13 protein-coding genes and 2 pseudogenes are annotated in these 15935 nt (G+C 60.4%); 4 read left to right on the top strand and 11 right to left on the bottom strand.

The features are described 5' to 3' along the window. Nucleotides 1–10: 10 nt before the first annotated feature. The 3 genes from PKO50_RS08075 to PKO50_RS08065 all read right to left on the bottom strand — a co-directional run bounded on the left by PKO50_RS08075 (nt 11) and on the right by PKO50_RS08065 (nt 3045). Nucleotides 11–865 carry a fumarylacetoacetate hydrolase family protein gene (locus PKO50_RS08075; protein WP_058490385.1) on the bottom strand — a complete coding sequence of 285 codons (855 nt, stop codon included), beginning with the start codon at nt 863–865 and terminating at the stop codon, nt 11–13. Continuing rightward, nucleotides 865–1941: an amidohydrolase family protein gene (locus tag PKO50_RS08070; RefSeq protein WP_058490386.1), complete on the bottom strand. Its 1077-nt coding sequence runs from the start codon at nt 1939–1941 to the stop codon at nt 865–867. Before PKO50_RS08070 ends, PKO50_RS08075 begins: the two co-directional genes overlap by 1 nt. Nucleotides 1942–2313: 372 nt before the next feature. Then, nucleotides 2314–3045: a TetR/AcrR family transcriptional regulator gene (locus tag PKO50_RS08065; protein ID WP_058490387.1), complete on the bottom strand. Its 732-nt coding sequence runs from the start codon at nt 3043–3045 to the stop codon at nt 2314–2316. Nucleotides 3046–3223: 178 nt separating this feature from the next. On the opposite strand from PKO50_RS08065, the gene PKO50_RS08060 reads away from it, so the two are divergent. Continuing rightward, nucleotides 3224–4855 carry an ATP-dependent acyl-CoA ligase gene (locus PKO50_RS08060; protein ID WP_058490392.1) on the top strand — a complete coding sequence of 544 codons (1632 nt, stop codon included), beginning with the start codon at nt 3224–3226 and terminating at the stop codon, nt 4853–4855. A gap of 153 nt (nt 4856–5008) precedes the next feature. On the opposite strand, the gene PKO50_RS08055 is transcribed toward PKO50_RS08060, so the two are convergent. After that, complete coding sequence (locus tag PKO50_RS08055) at nt 5009–5809, bottom strand: SDR family oxidoreductase (RefSeq protein WP_058490394.1); 801 nt, start codon at nt 5807–5809, stop codon at nt 5009–5011. A 106-nt stretch (nt 5810–5915) separates the two neighbouring features. Between PKO50_RS08055 and PKO50_RS08050 the strand changes: the two genes are divergently transcribed. Further along, complete coding sequence (locus PKO50_RS08050; protein WP_058490395.1) at nt 5916–6656, top strand: DUF2889 domain-containing protein; 741 nt, start codon at nt 5916–5918, stop codon at nt 6654–6656. Nucleotides 6657–6910: 254 nt separating this feature from the next. Here PKO50_RS08050 and PKO50_RS08045 read toward each other — a convergent pair whose 3' ends face one another. Genes PKO50_RS08045 through PKO50_RS08030 form a run of 4 tightly spaced genes read right to left on the bottom strand, consistent with a single transcriptional unit; the run spans nt 6911 to nt 10816 of the window. Beyond that, nucleotides 6911–7486: an aromatic-ring-hydroxylating dioxygenase subunit beta gene (locus tag PKO50_RS08045; RefSeq protein ID WP_058490396.1), complete on the bottom strand. Its 576-nt coding sequence runs from the start codon at nt 7484–7486 to the stop codon at nt 6911–6913. Between the two features lie 45 nt (nt 7487–7531). Beyond that, nucleotides 7532–8932 carry an aromatic ring-hydroxylating dioxygenase subunit alpha gene (locus PKO50_RS08040; protein ID WP_058490397.1) on the bottom strand — a complete coding sequence of 467 codons (1401 nt, stop codon included), beginning with the start codon at nt 8930–8932 and terminating at the stop codon, nt 7532–7534. Further along, on the bottom strand, nt 8926–10071 hold the full coding sequence (locus PKO50_RS08035; RefSeq protein WP_275629296.1) for a fumarylacetoacetate hydrolase family protein: 1146 nt from the start codon (nt 10069–10071) through the stop codon (nt 8926–8928). Before PKO50_RS08035 ends, PKO50_RS08040 begins: the two co-directional genes overlap by 7 nt. 43 nt (nt 10072–10114) lie before the next feature. Continuing rightward, nucleotides 10115–10816 (bottom strand): SDR family NAD(P)-dependent oxidoreductase, encoded by a 702-nt coding sequence (locus tag PKO50_RS08030; protein WP_058490403.1) that lies wholly within the window; start codon nt 10814–10816, stop codon nt 10115–10117. 137 nt (nt 10817–10953) lie between these two features. Between PKO50_RS08030 and PKO50_RS08025 the strand changes: the two genes are divergently transcribed. Together PKO50_RS08025 and PKO50_RS08020 are read left to right on the top strand one after the other, a co-directional pair. Then, on the top strand, nt 10954–11352 hold the full coding sequence (locus tag PKO50_RS08025) for an OB-fold domain-containing protein (protein WP_058490405.1): 399 nt from the start codon (nt 10954–10956) through the stop codon (nt 11350–11352). Continuing rightward, nucleotides 11352–12542 (top strand): thiolase family protein, encoded by a 1191-nt coding sequence (locus tag PKO50_RS08020; RefSeq protein ID WP_058490407.1) that lies wholly within the window; start codon nt 11352–11354, stop codon nt 12540–12542. Before PKO50_RS08025 ends, PKO50_RS08020 begins: the two co-directional genes overlap by 1 nt. A 20-nt stretch (nt 12543–12562) precedes the next feature. Here the strand turns inward: PKO50_RS08020 and PKO50_RS08015 are convergent, their stop codons facing one another. The 3 genes and pseudogenes from PKO50_RS08015 to PKO50_RS08005 all read right to left on the bottom strand — a co-directional run bounded on the left by PKO50_RS08015 (nt 12563) and on the right by PKO50_RS08005 (nt 15935). Next, nucleotides 12563–13354, bottom strand: a complete 792-nt coding sequence (locus tag PKO50_RS08015; RefSeq protein ID WP_058490410.1) for an IclR family transcriptional regulator C-terminal domain-containing protein — start codon at nt 13352–13354, stop codon at nt 12563–12565. A gap of 79 nt (nt 13355–13433) precedes the next feature. Beyond that, nucleotides 13434–15055 (bottom strand): annotated as a pseudogene (locus PKO50_RS08010) (MFS transporter). Next, a pseudogene (locus PKO50_RS08005) lies at nt 15052–15935 on the bottom strand (fumarylacetoacetate hydrolase family protein). Before PKO50_RS08005 ends, PKO50_RS08010 begins: the two co-directional pseudogenes overlap by 4 nt.

Genomic DNA, 15935 nt, shown 5'->3' with positions numbered 1-15935 from the left:
CGCTCTCGATTCAGTCGCGGGACTTCTTGCCCACTACGTTGCACAATGTGCCTATGCCCTCGATGGTTGCCTCGACGACATCCCCGGGATTGAGGAATCGGCCAGTTCCCATGCCGACACCGGCCGGCGAACCGGTGAACAGCACGTCACCACAGGCAAAGCTGGATCGCTGCTGGACGAAACGAATCAGCTGGCCGACATCCCAGGTCATCTCCGCGGTCGAGCCGTCTTGTCGAATCTCGCCGTTGACCTTAAGGATTAGGCGCAGCTCAGGTGAGCCGACTGGAAACTCGTCCTTGGTGACGATCCAGGGCCCAAGCCCGGTGGTACAGTCCTGACTCTTGGCCGCAAACAGGTCCATGCCGATACCCGCCGGACCACTGCGCTGCAGGTCCCGTGCGCTGACGTCGTTGCCAACGGTGTAGCCCAGAACGCTGGCCAGCGGGTCATCCAGGTCTATCTCGGAATTACCGATCACCGCCACCAATTCGACCTCGTGGTCTAGCTCCTCGGTCAGGGGTGGATAGCGAATCGGGTCTTTCGCGCCGATCAGCGCACCGTAGGCTTTGAGGAAGGCCACCGGCTGTGGAGGGCTGGCGAGGCCGAAGTCATCAGCCAGGTGCTTGGCATAGTTTGCACCCGCCACCACCACCCGGTTGACCGGTTCGATCGGAGGTAGGAGGCACATCTTAGACAGCGGTAGCGACGGTCCAGAAAGGCGCAGGGCACTGATACCTGCCCCCCTGGCCAATGCGGGGGCCCACTGGGAAAATTCCCCATCGATGGCATGGACCTCGTCGCGCTCAGGGTCAACGACAGCCCAGAAGGGCCCCGTTTGGAAATAGGAACAGCGCGCCAGCTTCATCAGGCACCCACCTTGCCCAATTTGGTCGGATCCAGGTGCAGGAGATCACAGGCGTTTTTCCAGCGGATCTTCTGCAGATCCTCGTCGGATAGGCGCAGCCCTTCCGTCAGGTCATGGCGCACCGCATCACTGCCGCCGAAGTTGGAGCCGTACACCACTCGATCAGCACCAATGACGTCCAGCATGGCCTGACGCATGGGGAGCTCGTGCAACTCCACGTCGAAATAGAAGTTGGACAGATAATCCAGGAATGGCTTCTTGTTGTGATAGACGTCGAGATTGGGGTTGGTCTGCGCCATGCGCCCCAACTGATAGGGCACGAAGCCACCACCATGAGTGATGTAGACCTTCAGGTTCGGGAAGCGATCCAGCACACCGCCATTGATCAGGTACCAGAAGCACTTGGTTTCGTCATAGTTCATACCCACGATCGCGGTCGTCTCATAGCGATCGGTATTGGCGTCCTTACCCCAGGTTACGGACTGGTTGTAGCCATGCACGAAAATCGGCAGGTCGAGGTCGCACAGTGTCTCCCACACGGGATCCAGCTCGGGTGAGTCGTATTCCAGCCCGCCAAAGTTGGAACCACCGGCAACCAGGCCCTTGGCGCCCAGTACGGTGCAGGCACGACGGATTTCCTTGGCCGCCTCGTGCGGTACATTCAGTGGCGCGTGTGCCCAGAACATCAAGCGATTGGGCGCTGCAGAGCAGTAGCTCGCCAGCGCATCATTGACCCGGCGAGCAAAGGGCACGGCGAACTCGGCTTCCGTCCAGTACATGTAGCAATGGCTCGGCACCGAGAGCACCTGGGCAGCCTGACCCGCCGCATCCATCGCAGCGAGGCGATGGCTCGGGTCACGCCATTTCGCCATGTATTCCGCCACGTTCAGCGTTTCGCCACGAGCATGCGCCTCGCGCAGCGCCTTCTTACGCTCCGGAGCACCCAGGGTCAGTATCCAGTCTCCCACTCGCAGCTTGATGTCGCCATCGGGTTGCAGCTCGAAGGCCGGTCCCCAGTAGGGATGCTGGTCGTAGTAGTCGGGATGGGGCGCGTGGGCGTGAAGATCGATGAGCATAGTCTGGATACCTCAGAGTGGCATTTTTTGTGTTTATGTAGCGCAACGCTCGTGGCGTACCCGGCCTAGCCGGGTACACATCACTCAACATGCGCGTCAGGCCCGCTTTCATGGTGAAGCATAATTTTAAATTGATCATAAATCAAAAAACTGTTCAATTTATTTTTAAGATCACAAGACACAACCCCGACTCCAACCTCTCGAGACGAGCGGTAGCAGAACAGCCCCAGGAGGAATGGGTAAGGAAAAAAAAAGGGGGGAGACGAGATCGGATGGGAAGGGTGCGACTGAGTGAGGGCGGGGCTAAAGCAGAGAGGACGGGAGAGAGGAAGGAGCCAGCCACCCCCTAGCAGAGGGTGGCGGCAAGGTCGATCAGCGGCGAGAGCGCGAGGTGGAGCCGACAGTCAAGGCAACGACGAGTTTCCGTACACGTACCGGCAAGAGACGACGACTAACCCCCTCGGGCACGAGCACTTCGCTCAGGACATAGCGAATGATCATTTCGCAGACCAGCTCCCGGTCGATCTTGATGCCTAGCCGGGCATCCCACTCATCGAACACGATCCCCAGCAGATCCTGAAAGCGCACGATGGAATCATGGAATATCCGTCGGAAGAAACCCAGGGCATAGTCAGGCGCCACCACGAGCAAGCGTCGGGCGCGGCTCTGCTCAAGGTAATTATCGAGGTAGGTAATCAGCGCATTCAAACGCGCGTCGGGGTCGGCAATATCCCCCAGCGCCAAGGCCAGCGACTCATGGAAGCTGTCCCGTTTGTGGCGGGAGAAGGTATCCAGCAAGTCCTCCTGGGAGGAGAAGTAGCGATAGAACGTCCCCCGGGACACCCCAGCCACCTGGCAAACATCCAGGATCGATATCCGATCTGCGCCGGAGCGCAGCACCACCTCCTCGGTGGCAGACAGGATATTCGTAACGGTCTCCTCGGAGCGCTTATTGGGCCTTACCTTGCCATTCACCGACGAGGCAACACCATTTTTCTGAACAGGCCTTTTCGTGACGGTAGCAGGCTTCTCCGCAGGACTGGCATTCTTTCTGGCGAGCTTGTCACTCGCGCCCTTGCTCGATCTGGTGGCTTTCGAAGTCATTGACAAGGATTCTCAGCGGCTAAATAAGAGCAACACTACCACAAGATATAGGCAGTATCAGCAAAACCTGTTCAAATTTTAACTGAAGACATCTGTAAAATTTGAATCTAGAATGGCATTCTCTCTTCAAAATAAAATCGCTTGCCCGCACCAGGGCAGGCCCTAAGGAGATCGAGACATGAGCGGCACTGGCCATCCGGACACCTGGTCCATGGGGGAACGAGACACTGTTATCGCAGCGCTTGAACGAGCGGTAGCAAAGCATCCAGACCGAGTCCTATTGGATTTCAGCGGAAAGTTATACACATATTCTGAAGTCGACTCGATTTCCACCCGCATGGCCCATGCGCTCTCGAACCTCGGCGTGCTACCAGGCGAGACCGTGCTGACAATGCTGGACAACAACATCGACGCTGTCGTGTGCTGGCTGGCGATCAACAAGCTGCGTGCAGTTAGCGTTCCGATCAACACCGCGCTCAAAGGCGAGTTCCTCCGTCACCAGATCGCTGACACCGGAACCCATCTGGTCATCTGCGAAGCGGACTACCTGACACGCATCACTCCGCTGGCCGAGCAGCTCACTAACGTCACCCGGATTCTCTGTCGCGGTGACTTCATTGCTCCCAAGAACTGCCGCATTCCTATCGCCGCCTTGGACGAACACCGTGGCAACGACGACACCCCTCTGAGCGTCAAACCGGAAGCTTCCGACCTGGCTTGTCTGATCTATACCTCTGGCACCACCGGCCCCTCAAAGGGCTGCATGATCAGTTACAACTTCATGTGCAATCTGGCGCGCCTACAGCTGCGAGCCGGTCCGGCCAACGAAAACGACGTAACCATCACGCCCCTGCCGCTGTTCCACATGAACGCCCTGTGCGTCAGCATCATCGCCAGCATCCTCGTTGGTGCACGGGCAGCGATCCTACCGCGCTTCTCGGTCTCCAACTTTTGGCAGGAAGTCGAGCGTTCCGGCGCTACTATTGCCTCCATCCTCGGCGGAATGGGTGGCCTGCTAGCTCAGGCCCCTGACAACGAGGCGATGAAACGCTGCTATGGTCAGATCCATACTGCTCGCGGCAACCCCTATACCGAGGAAACCAAGAAAATCTGGCGCGAACGCTTCGGCAGCAAACTGGTCGGCGGAAATGGCTATGGCCTCACCGAGGCTTGCGTAGTCACTTCTCTGGCCGCCGGCGAATACGCAGCGCCTGGCTCGTCCGGCAAACGCATCCCAGACTTCGACGTGCGGATCGTCGATGACAACGACCAAGAACTGCCCGCCAACACTCCCGGCGAAATCGTCGTCCGCCCATTACGTCCGGACATCATGTTCCAGGGCTACTGGAATCGCCCCGCAGATACCCTGAAGCTGATGCGCAACATGTGGTTCCACACCGGCGACGTCGGCAAGTTCGACGACGAAGGCTTCTTCTATTTCGTCGATCGCAAGAAGGATTACCTGCGCCGCCGTGGCGAAAATATCTCCAGCTTCGAGATGGAAGCCGCCTTCGCTGTGCACCCGGCCCTGGCCGAGGTTGCCGTGCATGCCGTGCCGTCCGACAAGGGCGAGGACGACGTCAAGGTGACCGCAGTGCTACATGAAGGGGCCTGCCTGACTCCGGAAGAGCTGTTCCACTGGGCTGTCGAGTCAGTCCCTTATTACGCCCTGCCCCGCTACATCGAGTTCCGCACCAACCTGCCGAAGAACCCCCAGGGCCGCGTGCTGAAGTATGAGCTGCGCGACGAAGGCAAGACAGCCGACACCTGGGACCTGGAAGACACTGATATCAAGATCGCCAAGCGCTGACCCGCCATGCAGCCCCGGCCTCACTTTCTGACTGGCCGGGGCTCGCTATCCTTCCTCGCGATGGAACTAGTGTGCACCTCACCCTGATCTTGCGACCTCGCCCCGTGTTACAGAAGAAAGCGCGGTGGCAATAGCCGCGCTCGATGCCTCCCGTCAGTATTCGCGCACAGGTACGGTGGCCGGTCGGGAATTGTAGCCAGGGAGGTGCAGCCCGCCATCGACATGGAGAGTCTCGCCGGTGACGAAGCGCGACATCTCAGAAGCCAGAAATACCACTACTGGCCCAATATCTTCCTCCGGCTCCCCGCAACGCCCCAACGGGCGTAGAGCGGCGGAACGCTCGGCAAACCCCGGGCTCTCCGCCGCCAGCTTATGGAAGGTTGCCCCCATGGCGGTAGGCGCAATGGCGTTCACGCGGATGTTGAAACGCCCCCACTCCGAGGCCGCACTGCGGGTCAAACCGACGACACCAGCCTTCGCTGCGTTGTAGTCGCCATGCAGCCAAGCACCGACCTCGGTGTCGATGGAGTAGAAGTTGATGATCTTGCCGCCGCCGCGCACGCGCATGTGCGGCAGTGCAGCCTTCATCGACCACCAAGCGGCCCACAAGGTGGAGTCGAGGGTCCGAGCCAGCATCTCGTCGGTCTTCTCCTCCAGTAGCACATTGGGCGTGGGGGCGAACGCATTGTTGACCAGAATATCCAGCCCTCCGAAACGCTCCACTGCCACCTGGATAGCCGCCTCAATATCCACCTTGCTGGTCACGTCGGTTCTGATGAAAACCGCGCGCGCGCCAAGCGCCAGCAACTCGCCCTCCACAGCCTTGCCAGAGGCCTCGTCCAGCTCGGCTATCACTACCGCGGCGCCGGCCTTGGCAAAGCTCAACGCCACGCCGCGACCAATACCGCCACCAGCGCCAGTTACCAGCGCTATCTGCTCTTGCAATAGCTTCATAACGAATTCCTTCTTGTTTTTAGATGAACACTTTTGCGTATACTGTTCAAATATACTTCAATCCGCAAGATCAGGCACCTGCGGAAACCAGCGCAAGGAAAAAACGATGACCAGCATGTTCCGCCGCCGAGTGGAAATCGTCTCTACGCCACAGGATGCCATGCGAGAGATACGGGCTACTCTTGAGGACGACTTCCATCACTTCCGCGTCTGGCTACACCATAGTGACGGCATCGTACGGGAGATTGGCGGGGAGGCCTTGCGCTACCCCTACTCCGCCTGCCCACAAGCAACCGATCAGTTGGAGCAACTGATCGGCATGCCACTCAGCCATATCGCCCATACAGTGACCCGGCAGACCGATGCCCAGCATCAATGCACACACCTGCTAGACCTTGCCGGCCTGGCCATCGCCAATGCGGCCCGCGGAACGCTCCGCCGATGCTACGATGTCCAAGTACCGGACCGCGTCAACGAACGCACGACACCGGTACTGCTTCGTGATGGGAGGCTCCTGCTGAGCTGGGAGGTACGAGGCTCGATCATCGAAGGGCCAGCGCCCTACTGCGGGGTAAATCTGCGCGAAGGAATGGCTCGCTGGGCCCTTAGCCATCTTCCCGAAGAAGATGCGGAAGCTGCGCTATTGCTACGCAGGTGCACCCAGATTTCACTGGGCCGCCAGCATCCACTGGACTCCCAGGTCCATGCATCCAGCACCAGTCTCTGCTATAGCCAGCAACCGGCACGGGCTGCGCAAGCCCTACGGATCAAGGGTTCAACTTGGGATTTCAGCGACACGGCAGCACATCTATGCTCGGGCGACCAAGACTGGCTGGCCGGAGAATAACCAGCCAGCCACTGATGCCAACTCACCAGCCCCCTTCCCCTTAGGGGAAGGGGGTGAGCCAAACCGGATGAAACAAAACTCCGACACAACATGACGCTGGCTTCGGCAGATAACGTGCGCTCCGAAAACGTCAGCACGCCCACCAAGAGAGGGCCAACATGAAAAAAACCTGTACCGGTATAACTCGCCCCGGCACCGAGGCCCACAACGGAATTAGGCCTCCCTTCAAAGAAGGGAGCGCCATGGTAGGGTCGTCAGAGGAACACGGCGAGGTTCGGCGTGCCCAACACGGCCTGATCAAGAATGACCTCGCGGCACGCCAGCTTGAAGCCCTCATCAGTCAAACGCAACACATCCCGGCGCTCACCACTTATGATGTCGACATGGTGGTCCTTGAAGCGATTGCGGGTCAACAGCAAGTAACTGGTCACCACGAACTCGTTGGACTTTTCGGTCTCCTCGACGAAGACGTTGGTCACCAGGCGCCGGGTGCGCGAGGGCGGATCCTCCGCCCACGCGCTCTTGCCGGACAGCCGCAGAATTCGCCCCATGATCGAACGGTAGTCGTCATGGTAATGCTGCACGGTACGCACGATGGTGGTGGACAATTCCGACTGCAGGCGGGTGTGGCGAAGCGGTACGGTATAGACGAGGTCTGGAGCCAAGCGTGCACCCCATTCCTGCAGACGGATCTGATCCAACAGGGTCGCCTCCTCATAGAGGAAGGTCACCACCTGGTTGTAGATATCCGAACCTACCGGGACGCGCTTGATACCGACGGGCGACCCCGGCTGGATCTGATCGACGCCGCGCTCTTGTACTTGGGCCATGTGTAACTCCTGAAATGTGTGGTTTTGCCTGGAACGACGCGACGATCAGCTCTCCGCCGTCATCAGTTCATGCCAGTACAACCACCAATGCCACTGGGTGTCGTCCTTGGTGAAGCCCTCGTTGACGATGCCCGGCCCTGGCCAGCCCGCAGGCGCGCCGGTCTCATAGCAGGCTTGGTACTTGAGGGTCATCTGGCGGCCCATCGCCCCCTTGGCAGCCAGGGTCATGTGCGGCCAGGTATCGGAGTCATCCTGCTCGACCATCCCGGAGGTACCGAATAGCTGGATAGTCTGCCTGAGCATCTTCTCGCGCAGTTCTGCTGGTGCGTCCTTCTCGGCGAAGATCCAGTTGACGAACTCGAGCTTGTCGGGCCCCTGAGGCACGTATGCGTGCATGGTCATGGAGCCAACCACCGATCCATCCGGCTGCGGGATATAGACGAACCCGAACAGTATGTTCGGGAACATCCCACCAACCTGCGGTGGCATGCTAGTCAGTACCTCAAGCTGCTCCTCACTGAGATTGCGCGCCAACTGCTCAACCATTTCACGCGTCATCCCGGCCGGCGGCAAGGCGTTCAGCTTCTCCTGCACCGACAGTTCCGCAGGGTCGAGACCGGTAAGGCGTTTGATTTTGCGGGCTAGGTCAATGCAGCGAAGAGCATGGCCGTGCGGCGAACTGACCTCCACACCGATCATCTCCGGACTGAGGTCGGCGCCTTCACCTTCACCGTCGCCTTTCTTCGCATAGTTACCGACCTCGCCCAGCCAGCGGTGCAGTGTCAAGGTATGGAAGCCATCGGCGGCGGACTGCTCACCAGCAGTCTTCCAGTTGGCATTGACAATGAAACGCTGCGGCGGACCGAGCACTTCCATGCCCTTGTCAGAACGGCAGAACAGCATGTCATAGTACCACTTGGCATCGCCGAGGAACTCATCGAAGGAGGGACCATCGACGTTCCAGGTGGCGAAGATCAACCCGCCATAGAGCGTGACCCGAGCCTTCTTCAGGCCAAGCGCCTCCTTGGGTAACATCTTGCCATGCATACATTCGCGCTCCACCGGCGAGCCGATGAAGTCACCGTTGGGACGGAACGCCCAGCCGTGGTAGATGCACTTGTGGATTTGCGTATTGCCGCAGTCGGCGGTGCTGATGCGCATGCCGCGGTGGGGGCAGACGTTGAGGTTTACATAAACCTCGCCATCCTTTCCACGGGCGACGATCACTGAGTCGGAGCCCATGTCGCGCACAACGAAGTCGCCGGAGTTGGGAATCTCGGACTCATGGCCGAGGAACACCCAGATCTTGCCGAAGATCTTCTCCATCTCCAGCTCGTAGATCTCGCGGTCCGACAGCACGCGCATCTGTACTTCGCGGGTATCGGGGAAGATAAGGTCGGAAACCTTGGTTCCGTCGGACAATACAGGGCTTGTTCTTGTTAGCATGATTGCCTCCTGATCAGGGCACTACGGCGAATGAAAGCCTCGGCAGAATATAAGACACTTTTAACCAAAATGTACACATAAAGCGCAAAGCAACGCTCTGGGATATCACGTGCCAACAGAGCTGCGGCTTGAGACATATCAGCCCCCCCTTGCTCCGCGCGCCCCACCCGGGTGCGCAGCACACCAATACCCTCCACCGCCAGTTCGACCAAATCGCCAGACTTCAGATAGCGCAACTGCTCCAGGCCACAGCCGTTGCCGACCGTGCCGGAGCCGAGGAACTCCCCGGGATAGAGCGTTTCCGAACGCGACACATGGGCGATGACGTCCTCGAAGGACCAGCGCATCTCACGAGTGTTGCCACGCCCCCACTCCTCGCCGTTCACCTTCGCGACCATCTCCAGATCGTAGGGGTCGCCCAACTCATCAGCCGTCACCAGGCATGGCCCCATGATGTTCGCCGTGTCGAAGTCCTTGCTCTTGGCAGGGCCGAGCATGCCGGGCATCTCCGCAGCCTGGGCGTCGCGGGCGCTCATGTCGTTGAAGATGGTGTAACCGACGATGTGCGAGCGGGCCGCATCGCGACTGATGTCCTTACCACGCTTGCCGATGTAGCAACCGAACTCCAGCTCGAAGTCCAGCGCCTTGCTGAAGCTCGGCCACTGGAATTCGTCGTCAATACCGATGACCGCGAAGCGGTTGCATTTGTAGTAGATGGGTTGGCGGTTGAAGGTTTCGATGACGCGCTCGTCGGCACGCGTATTCATCGCCTTGAGCGTAGCCTCCGGGTCTGGCGTTCGCAGTGCACGGGCCCGGCGTGCTGCGGCAAAGCTCTGCCGCAGGTGTAGCTCGAAACAGGAGCAATCGCGCATCTGCGGCGGTGGCTGAATCGGTGCGTGCAGCTTCACCGCCGCCCGGGCACGCACGGCTCTTGCAGGAACCTGCTCCACCATCGAACGGGCAAGAGCCAAGCCCTCCTCCCCGGCCTCGACCAGCGCCAGCACGCTGACCAACTCGGGACGCTCGCTTCCGTATCGGGCCTGGCAGGCGGCCTGTAGGTCCAGGACGATCTGGTCGTTCTCCAGCAAGGCCCCGGCACGCGCAAACCCGTTGCCGTCGGTAAAGGTTACCAATCTCATGACTTTTGTACTCCAGTCGAAGAGCAGCAGAAGGCCACGGGCGTCATACCCGACCAGCCACAGGCAGGCAGGCTCCCGTAATGGGTGTGGCATCGTCCGAGAGCAGGAATGCAATTACTCTGGCCAAAGCCTCCGGCGTTACCCAGCGACTGGCATCGGAGTCCGGCATGTCTGCGCGATTCGCTGGAGTGTCGATGATGCTTGGCAGTACCGCATTGACGGTGACCCCACGATCTTTGAGCTCTTCAGCCAGTGTTTCAGTGAGGCGTGCCACCCCGGATTTGGAGGCGGCATACGCGCCCATGCCCAGGCCCGCCTTCAGGGACGCCAGAGCGCCAATGTTCACGATGCGTCCGGACTCGGCAGCAAGCAAATAGGGCAGCGCAGCCTGGCTGCTCACCAGAGCCGTACGAAGGTTGATCTGATACAGGCGATCCCACGTATCCAGAGCGCCATCCTCGAAGGATTCCCAGGCGAACCCACCAGCGACGTTGATTAGGCCGTCGAGGTGTCCGAAGCGCTCCACCACCCGGGCCACGGCAAGCCGCGCCGACTCGGTAGAGGTCAGGTCGACGCCGCCCAAGGGCAGAACCCCAGAAACATCGCCCAGACTAGCTGGAATTTCGGCGCGATCGAGCAGAGCAACCTGCGCACCGCGCTCCAGCAGCAGGCGACCAACGGCCCCGCCGAGAGCACCGAACCCGCCGGTGACGATGATTGTCTTGTCTTGCAAAGGCCGGGACATGGCAAAAGGATCCTCTTGTTGTTAGATAGCGAGCTATGTGGTTAGCGTATAACCCGGCATAAATATATGACACTTCTAGAAAATATGTGCAATTATTAGAGCACATACATCCAAGCCAGTGCTCGCAGGTTCCGCGAATGACCAGAAAACTGCCCGCCCTCAACGCCGACAACCGCGCCTTCTGGCAGGGTGGCGAGCACGACCAGCTGTTGATCCACCATTGTCAGGGCTGCGCACACTATTTCCACCCGCCCGGGCCAATCTGCCCCCGCTGCGCGAGCCGGGAGGTCGCACCTCGCGCGGTGTCAGGAAGAGGCAAGGTGCTGAGCTACACCCTCAACTACCAGCCTTGGGTCGCCGACCTGGAAGTACCCTACGTCGTCGCCATTATCGAGCTGGTCGAGCAGCAGGGCCTGCGTTTCGTCAGCAATGTAATTGGGATGGACCCGCTCCAAGTGCGGATCGACATGCTGGTACGGGTCAGCTTCCTCCACATCGAGGATGTCTGGCTCCCTCTGTTTGAGAAGGATCAATGATGCCCCCTCATCGCTACGAAAAAGAGGTCGCTATCACCGGCATCGGCCAGTCCGAGGTGGCCCGGCCGTCTAGCAAGTCAGCTATGCACCTGACCCTCGATGCCTGCCTGGAAGCAATTGCCGATGCAGGCCTTGAGCGCCATGACATCGATGGCGTCGCCTGCTGGCCGGGCGACAACAACAATGGCGATCCCTTCTCGCCAGTCGGCCCCAGCGCCCTGAAAAGCGCCCTAGGGTTGAACGTCAACTGGTTTGGCGCCGGCTACGAGGGGCCTGGCCCTCTGGCCGGGGTGATCAACGGGGCAATGGCCATCGCCGCCGGTCTTTGCCGCCACGTCCTGGTATTCCGAACCATCACCGAGGCCACGGCGCGCCTGCACAACAGGCAGGCAGGAGCGCTGACCAACAAGACCCAAGGGCGCGATAGTAGCTACGCTTGGCAATGGCTGACGCCCTTCAATGTCATGTCCGGCATCAACCTGATGGCACTTTATGCGCAGCGCCATTTCCACGAATACGGCACCCGCCCCGAACAACTCGCGCAGATCGCATTGACCTGCCGACGCAATGCTGCACGTAATCCCAAGGCCATCTACCGCACGCCGATGACGATGGACGATTACCTGCACTCGCGGATGATTTCCACCCCCCTGCGCATGTACGACTGTGATGTGCACTGCGATGCATCCACCGCCATCGTCCTATCGCGCCGCGATGCTGCGCGGGACACGCGCAATGCTCCTATTCGTATAGAGGCCATCGGGGCCGCGCTGAACCAACCGTGGTCCTGGGATCAGATCTCGCTGACTGAGATGGCAGCCTTCGACGTTGCCCGGATGATGTGGGCGCGCACCGACTACACGCCAGCTGATGTCGGCTCGGCTCAACTCTACGACGGCTTTTCGATCCTCACCATGATCTGGCTGGAAGCCCTGGGTCTGTGCCCGGTGGGACAAAGCGGCGCCTTTGTTGAAGGCGGTGCGAGGATCGCCCTGGACGGCGGGCTGCCACTCAATACCAACGGTGGCCAACTGTCCGGTGGACGCACCCACGGCCTGGGCTATGTCCACGAAGCCTGTCTGCAGTTATGGGGACGCGCGGAAGGACGCCAGACTGCACCACATTCCCTCTCTGTGGTGGCCGCCGGCGGCGGCCCATTGGGCGGCAGCCTGCTGCTGGCCTGCGACTGACGCGGTCACCAGCCAAGAGATCAGAACAGAATACCCGCCAGTGAGGTACAGAACTCGATGAGCTCGGCGGCCAGTTCACCAACCCCCTCGTCGTCTCGCTGGCCGCGGAACATCACGGCGGAGACAGTGAAATCGATTGCGCCCTCAGGGGAATACACCGGCGCAGCGACCGCCTGGATGCCAACCGAGAAATACCCATCGTCCACCGCCCAACCCCGTTCCGCGGCTAGGTGAACTTCCTCGCGATAGGTCTCGATTGGCAAGTGGCGCGCCCAGCGTATCCGATGGTAGATATCCTCGAATGCCGGCGTGTCCAGGTCCAGCTGGGTCGAGAACAGCCGACCGCTGGCCCCCATCAGCATCGGAAAGCGCTGCCCCTCGGCCATGTCAATGCGCACATCGGCAGGACTGGCCGCCGAGCTAACGATGACGATGCGATCCTCCCCCATGCGCCGCCAAAGGGTGATAGTTACCTGCATGCGCGCGGCGAACTCCTGCAGCAGCGGCTTAACCAATTGCACACGCTGCCCTTGGGTAACCAGTTGCCCAACTAGGCGGGCCAATCCCAGGCCGGCCGAATAGCGCTTGGACATCGGGTTGAAATCGATCACATCCTCCATGGCCAAGGTACGCAGGATGTTGAAGCAGGTGCTGGGGTTGATCGACAGGCGCCGAGCAATGTCCACCGAACGCTCCGGCGCCCCGCTCTGGCTCAAATGACGGAGTATGCGAATCGCGTTGGCGACCGGTTTCACCGTGACGCTGGAGCCCTTGCGACTATTGCCAACCTCCGTGAGCTCTGGGCTTTCCATAGGCGTGCTCTCTATTATTTTCTATCGATCAATTCTATAACGAGAACACTATTGACTAGCAAATTTAATATAGAGATTTCTAGAAGCCCTCTACCGGTGCTTGATTGACATAGCGTCGGGTCGATCGGCCCTCGCGAAAAGGCGAAAGTGGTACTGCCTGCGCTTCGTCCCCCTGGGTCATGCGTCCGCACTGGCGCAGGTAATCCAGCCACGACTCGACGATGAAGCGCTCGACGTAGCGGTTGGACTCCTCCAGATCACGGTACAGGCACCAATTCCGCGCACCATTACGCCGTCGCGTCTGGCCGACGGCATAGACCACACGCAGAAACGCCTCACGCCCGGCAGCATCCACCCGGTAGCCGACTTCGATGCACACCGGCCCGTCGCCGTGGGCGACGCCCTCAGTGACCAGCATCGGCTTGTCCGTTTGCTGGGCATCGGCGAAGTCAGCTTCGCGGCCCATCTCGATCGCCCCACCACGAGTCAGGAACAAGCCCAGGAAGATGCTCGATGCCGATAGCAGCAGACTTTGCTGCAACCCCAGATATTGCGCGAGAGCCCCCACAGGGCGCCACCAAGGGCCATTGAGCCCATCAGCACCAGGAGGTAAACCGAGGCGACACGGGCTCGCACCCAGTTCGCAGCATAAGTCTGTACCACGGTGGAAATGGTCGCGTTCACCGCCATCCAGCCCATGCCGGCCAGCAGGAGCGTGGCACAGATCACCACCTGGCTGCGCGACAGCGCCGCCGCCAGGGTCGCCACAGCAAAGGCGAGCGCCCCGGCGTCGATCAACCGCCGCAGGGCAAAACGGCGATAGATGCTGGTCAGACCGAGCGCAGCGAGGACCGCCCCAGCCCCCATAAACGCCATCAGCAGCCCATAGCCACCGGCGTCCATGCGCAGCTCCTCCTTGGCTACCAGCGGCATCAGTGCCCATAACGCGCTGGCGCAACTGGTGAACACGAATACCCGCTTGAGCGCGCTAGACAGAACCGTCGAGTGGCGGATGTAGCGCAGGCCGCTGCGCATGCCGCCGACTAAGGTTTCAGGTGGCAAGCCGTCGGCATGGACGCGAGCCGGCAGACGGAAGATGAATACGAGCACTGCAGCCATGCATAGTGCGATGACCAGGAATACTGCGGCGCTGGTCCACCAGACGATCAGTGCGCCGGCCAGAGCCGGCCCCAGGGCCCGAGTGGCATTAACGGAAATACCATTGAGAGAGACCGCCGCCGGCACCTGCTCACGTGGAATGACTCCGACCACCGTCACCATCCAGGCCGCCATACCCAAGGCGCTACCGACCCCCAGCAGGAACGTGAACAGCAGCAGCGACCAGGCCTCCAGCAGTTCCCCCCAATCCAGCAGGCAGAGCGCTGCGGCCGCCACCAAGATGACCGCCTGGGTGAGAAGCAACAAACGGCGTGGATCCATGCGGTCAGCGAGCACCCCGCCCGGCAAAGCGAACAGGAAGACAGGCAGGGTAATGGCCGTCTGTACCAGGGAAACCATCAGGGGTGATGCTGATAGCTGGGTCATGATCCAGGCTGCCCCCACGGTCTGCATCCAGATCGCCAGGTTGGCGACCGCACAGGCCAGCCAAAGGCCGACGAACAGGCCATGACGCAACGGCGCCCAAAACGAGGAGTGTTCCGCCACTGCCAAAGCAGAGTTGGCCTGCCTGTCCATACTCATTCGCCGTCAGGCCTGCCCAGCCGCCCGGCACTTCGCGCAGCAGACAGTATACGCCGGGGACCAACACGGTTGCGCAGCTCGCCGATCCCGTCGATGCGCGCCTCGACCAAATCACCCGGCGCAAGGAAGCGACCATCCTCCATGCCCACACCGTGAGTCGAGCCGGTGAACACCAGGTCGCCCGGCCGCAAGCTAATACGCGCATCAAGATAATCGAGCAATTCGTCCACCGGGAAGATCATCTGCCGAGTATTGTCCCGCTGACGCGGTTCACCGTTGACCTCTAGGCCCATCTCCAACTCAGGCTGTCCGGTGCCGCCCAATTCGTCGAGAGTGACGATCCAGGGACCGATCGGTGTAGTGCGATCCATGGCTTTCTGAGTTAGCAGGTCGAGGCGACCGATACGCCTCCCCGCGTCCCGCGCACTGACGTCATTGCCGACCGTGTAGCCGAGTAGACAAGCACTGGCCAGCGCTTCCTCGCCTAGCGGCCGGGCAACCACAGCGACCAACTCGACCTCATAGTCGAGCTGTCCGGTCAGGGCCGGATAGGCTATTTCGTCGTACGCGCCAACCAGCGCGGAATCCGGCTTCAAGTAGGCCAGCGGATGAGCCGGAGGCGAACTGCCAAGACGCTCAAGATGGCTGCGATAGTTCAAGCCCACGCCAAAAACACGCGCCCCCGGCTCCAAGGGCGGCAGCAAGCGGCACGCCGACAGCGCAAGGCAGTCATCATCGAGTCCCAGGTTGATCATCCCCCCTGCCCGATCACCTGCGCCCAGGCAGCGAATGGCTCGCGAATGCGGCGAAGGCGCTGCAGATCCGAATCGAGCAATGCCCAGAATACCTCACCGGCTACCTCAACCCTCGCCAGGCGCAT

The sequence above is a fragment of the Pseudomonas sp. 273 genome, from assembly GCF_029201425.1.
In the GTDB taxonomy this organism is placed as follows: Bacteria; Pseudomonadota; Gammaproteobacteria; order Pseudomonadales; family Pseudomonadaceae; genus Pseudomonas; species Pseudomonas delhiensis.
Note: the sequence above shows the minus strand (reverse complement) of the source record. Positions and strands in the feature narration are given on the sequence as shown.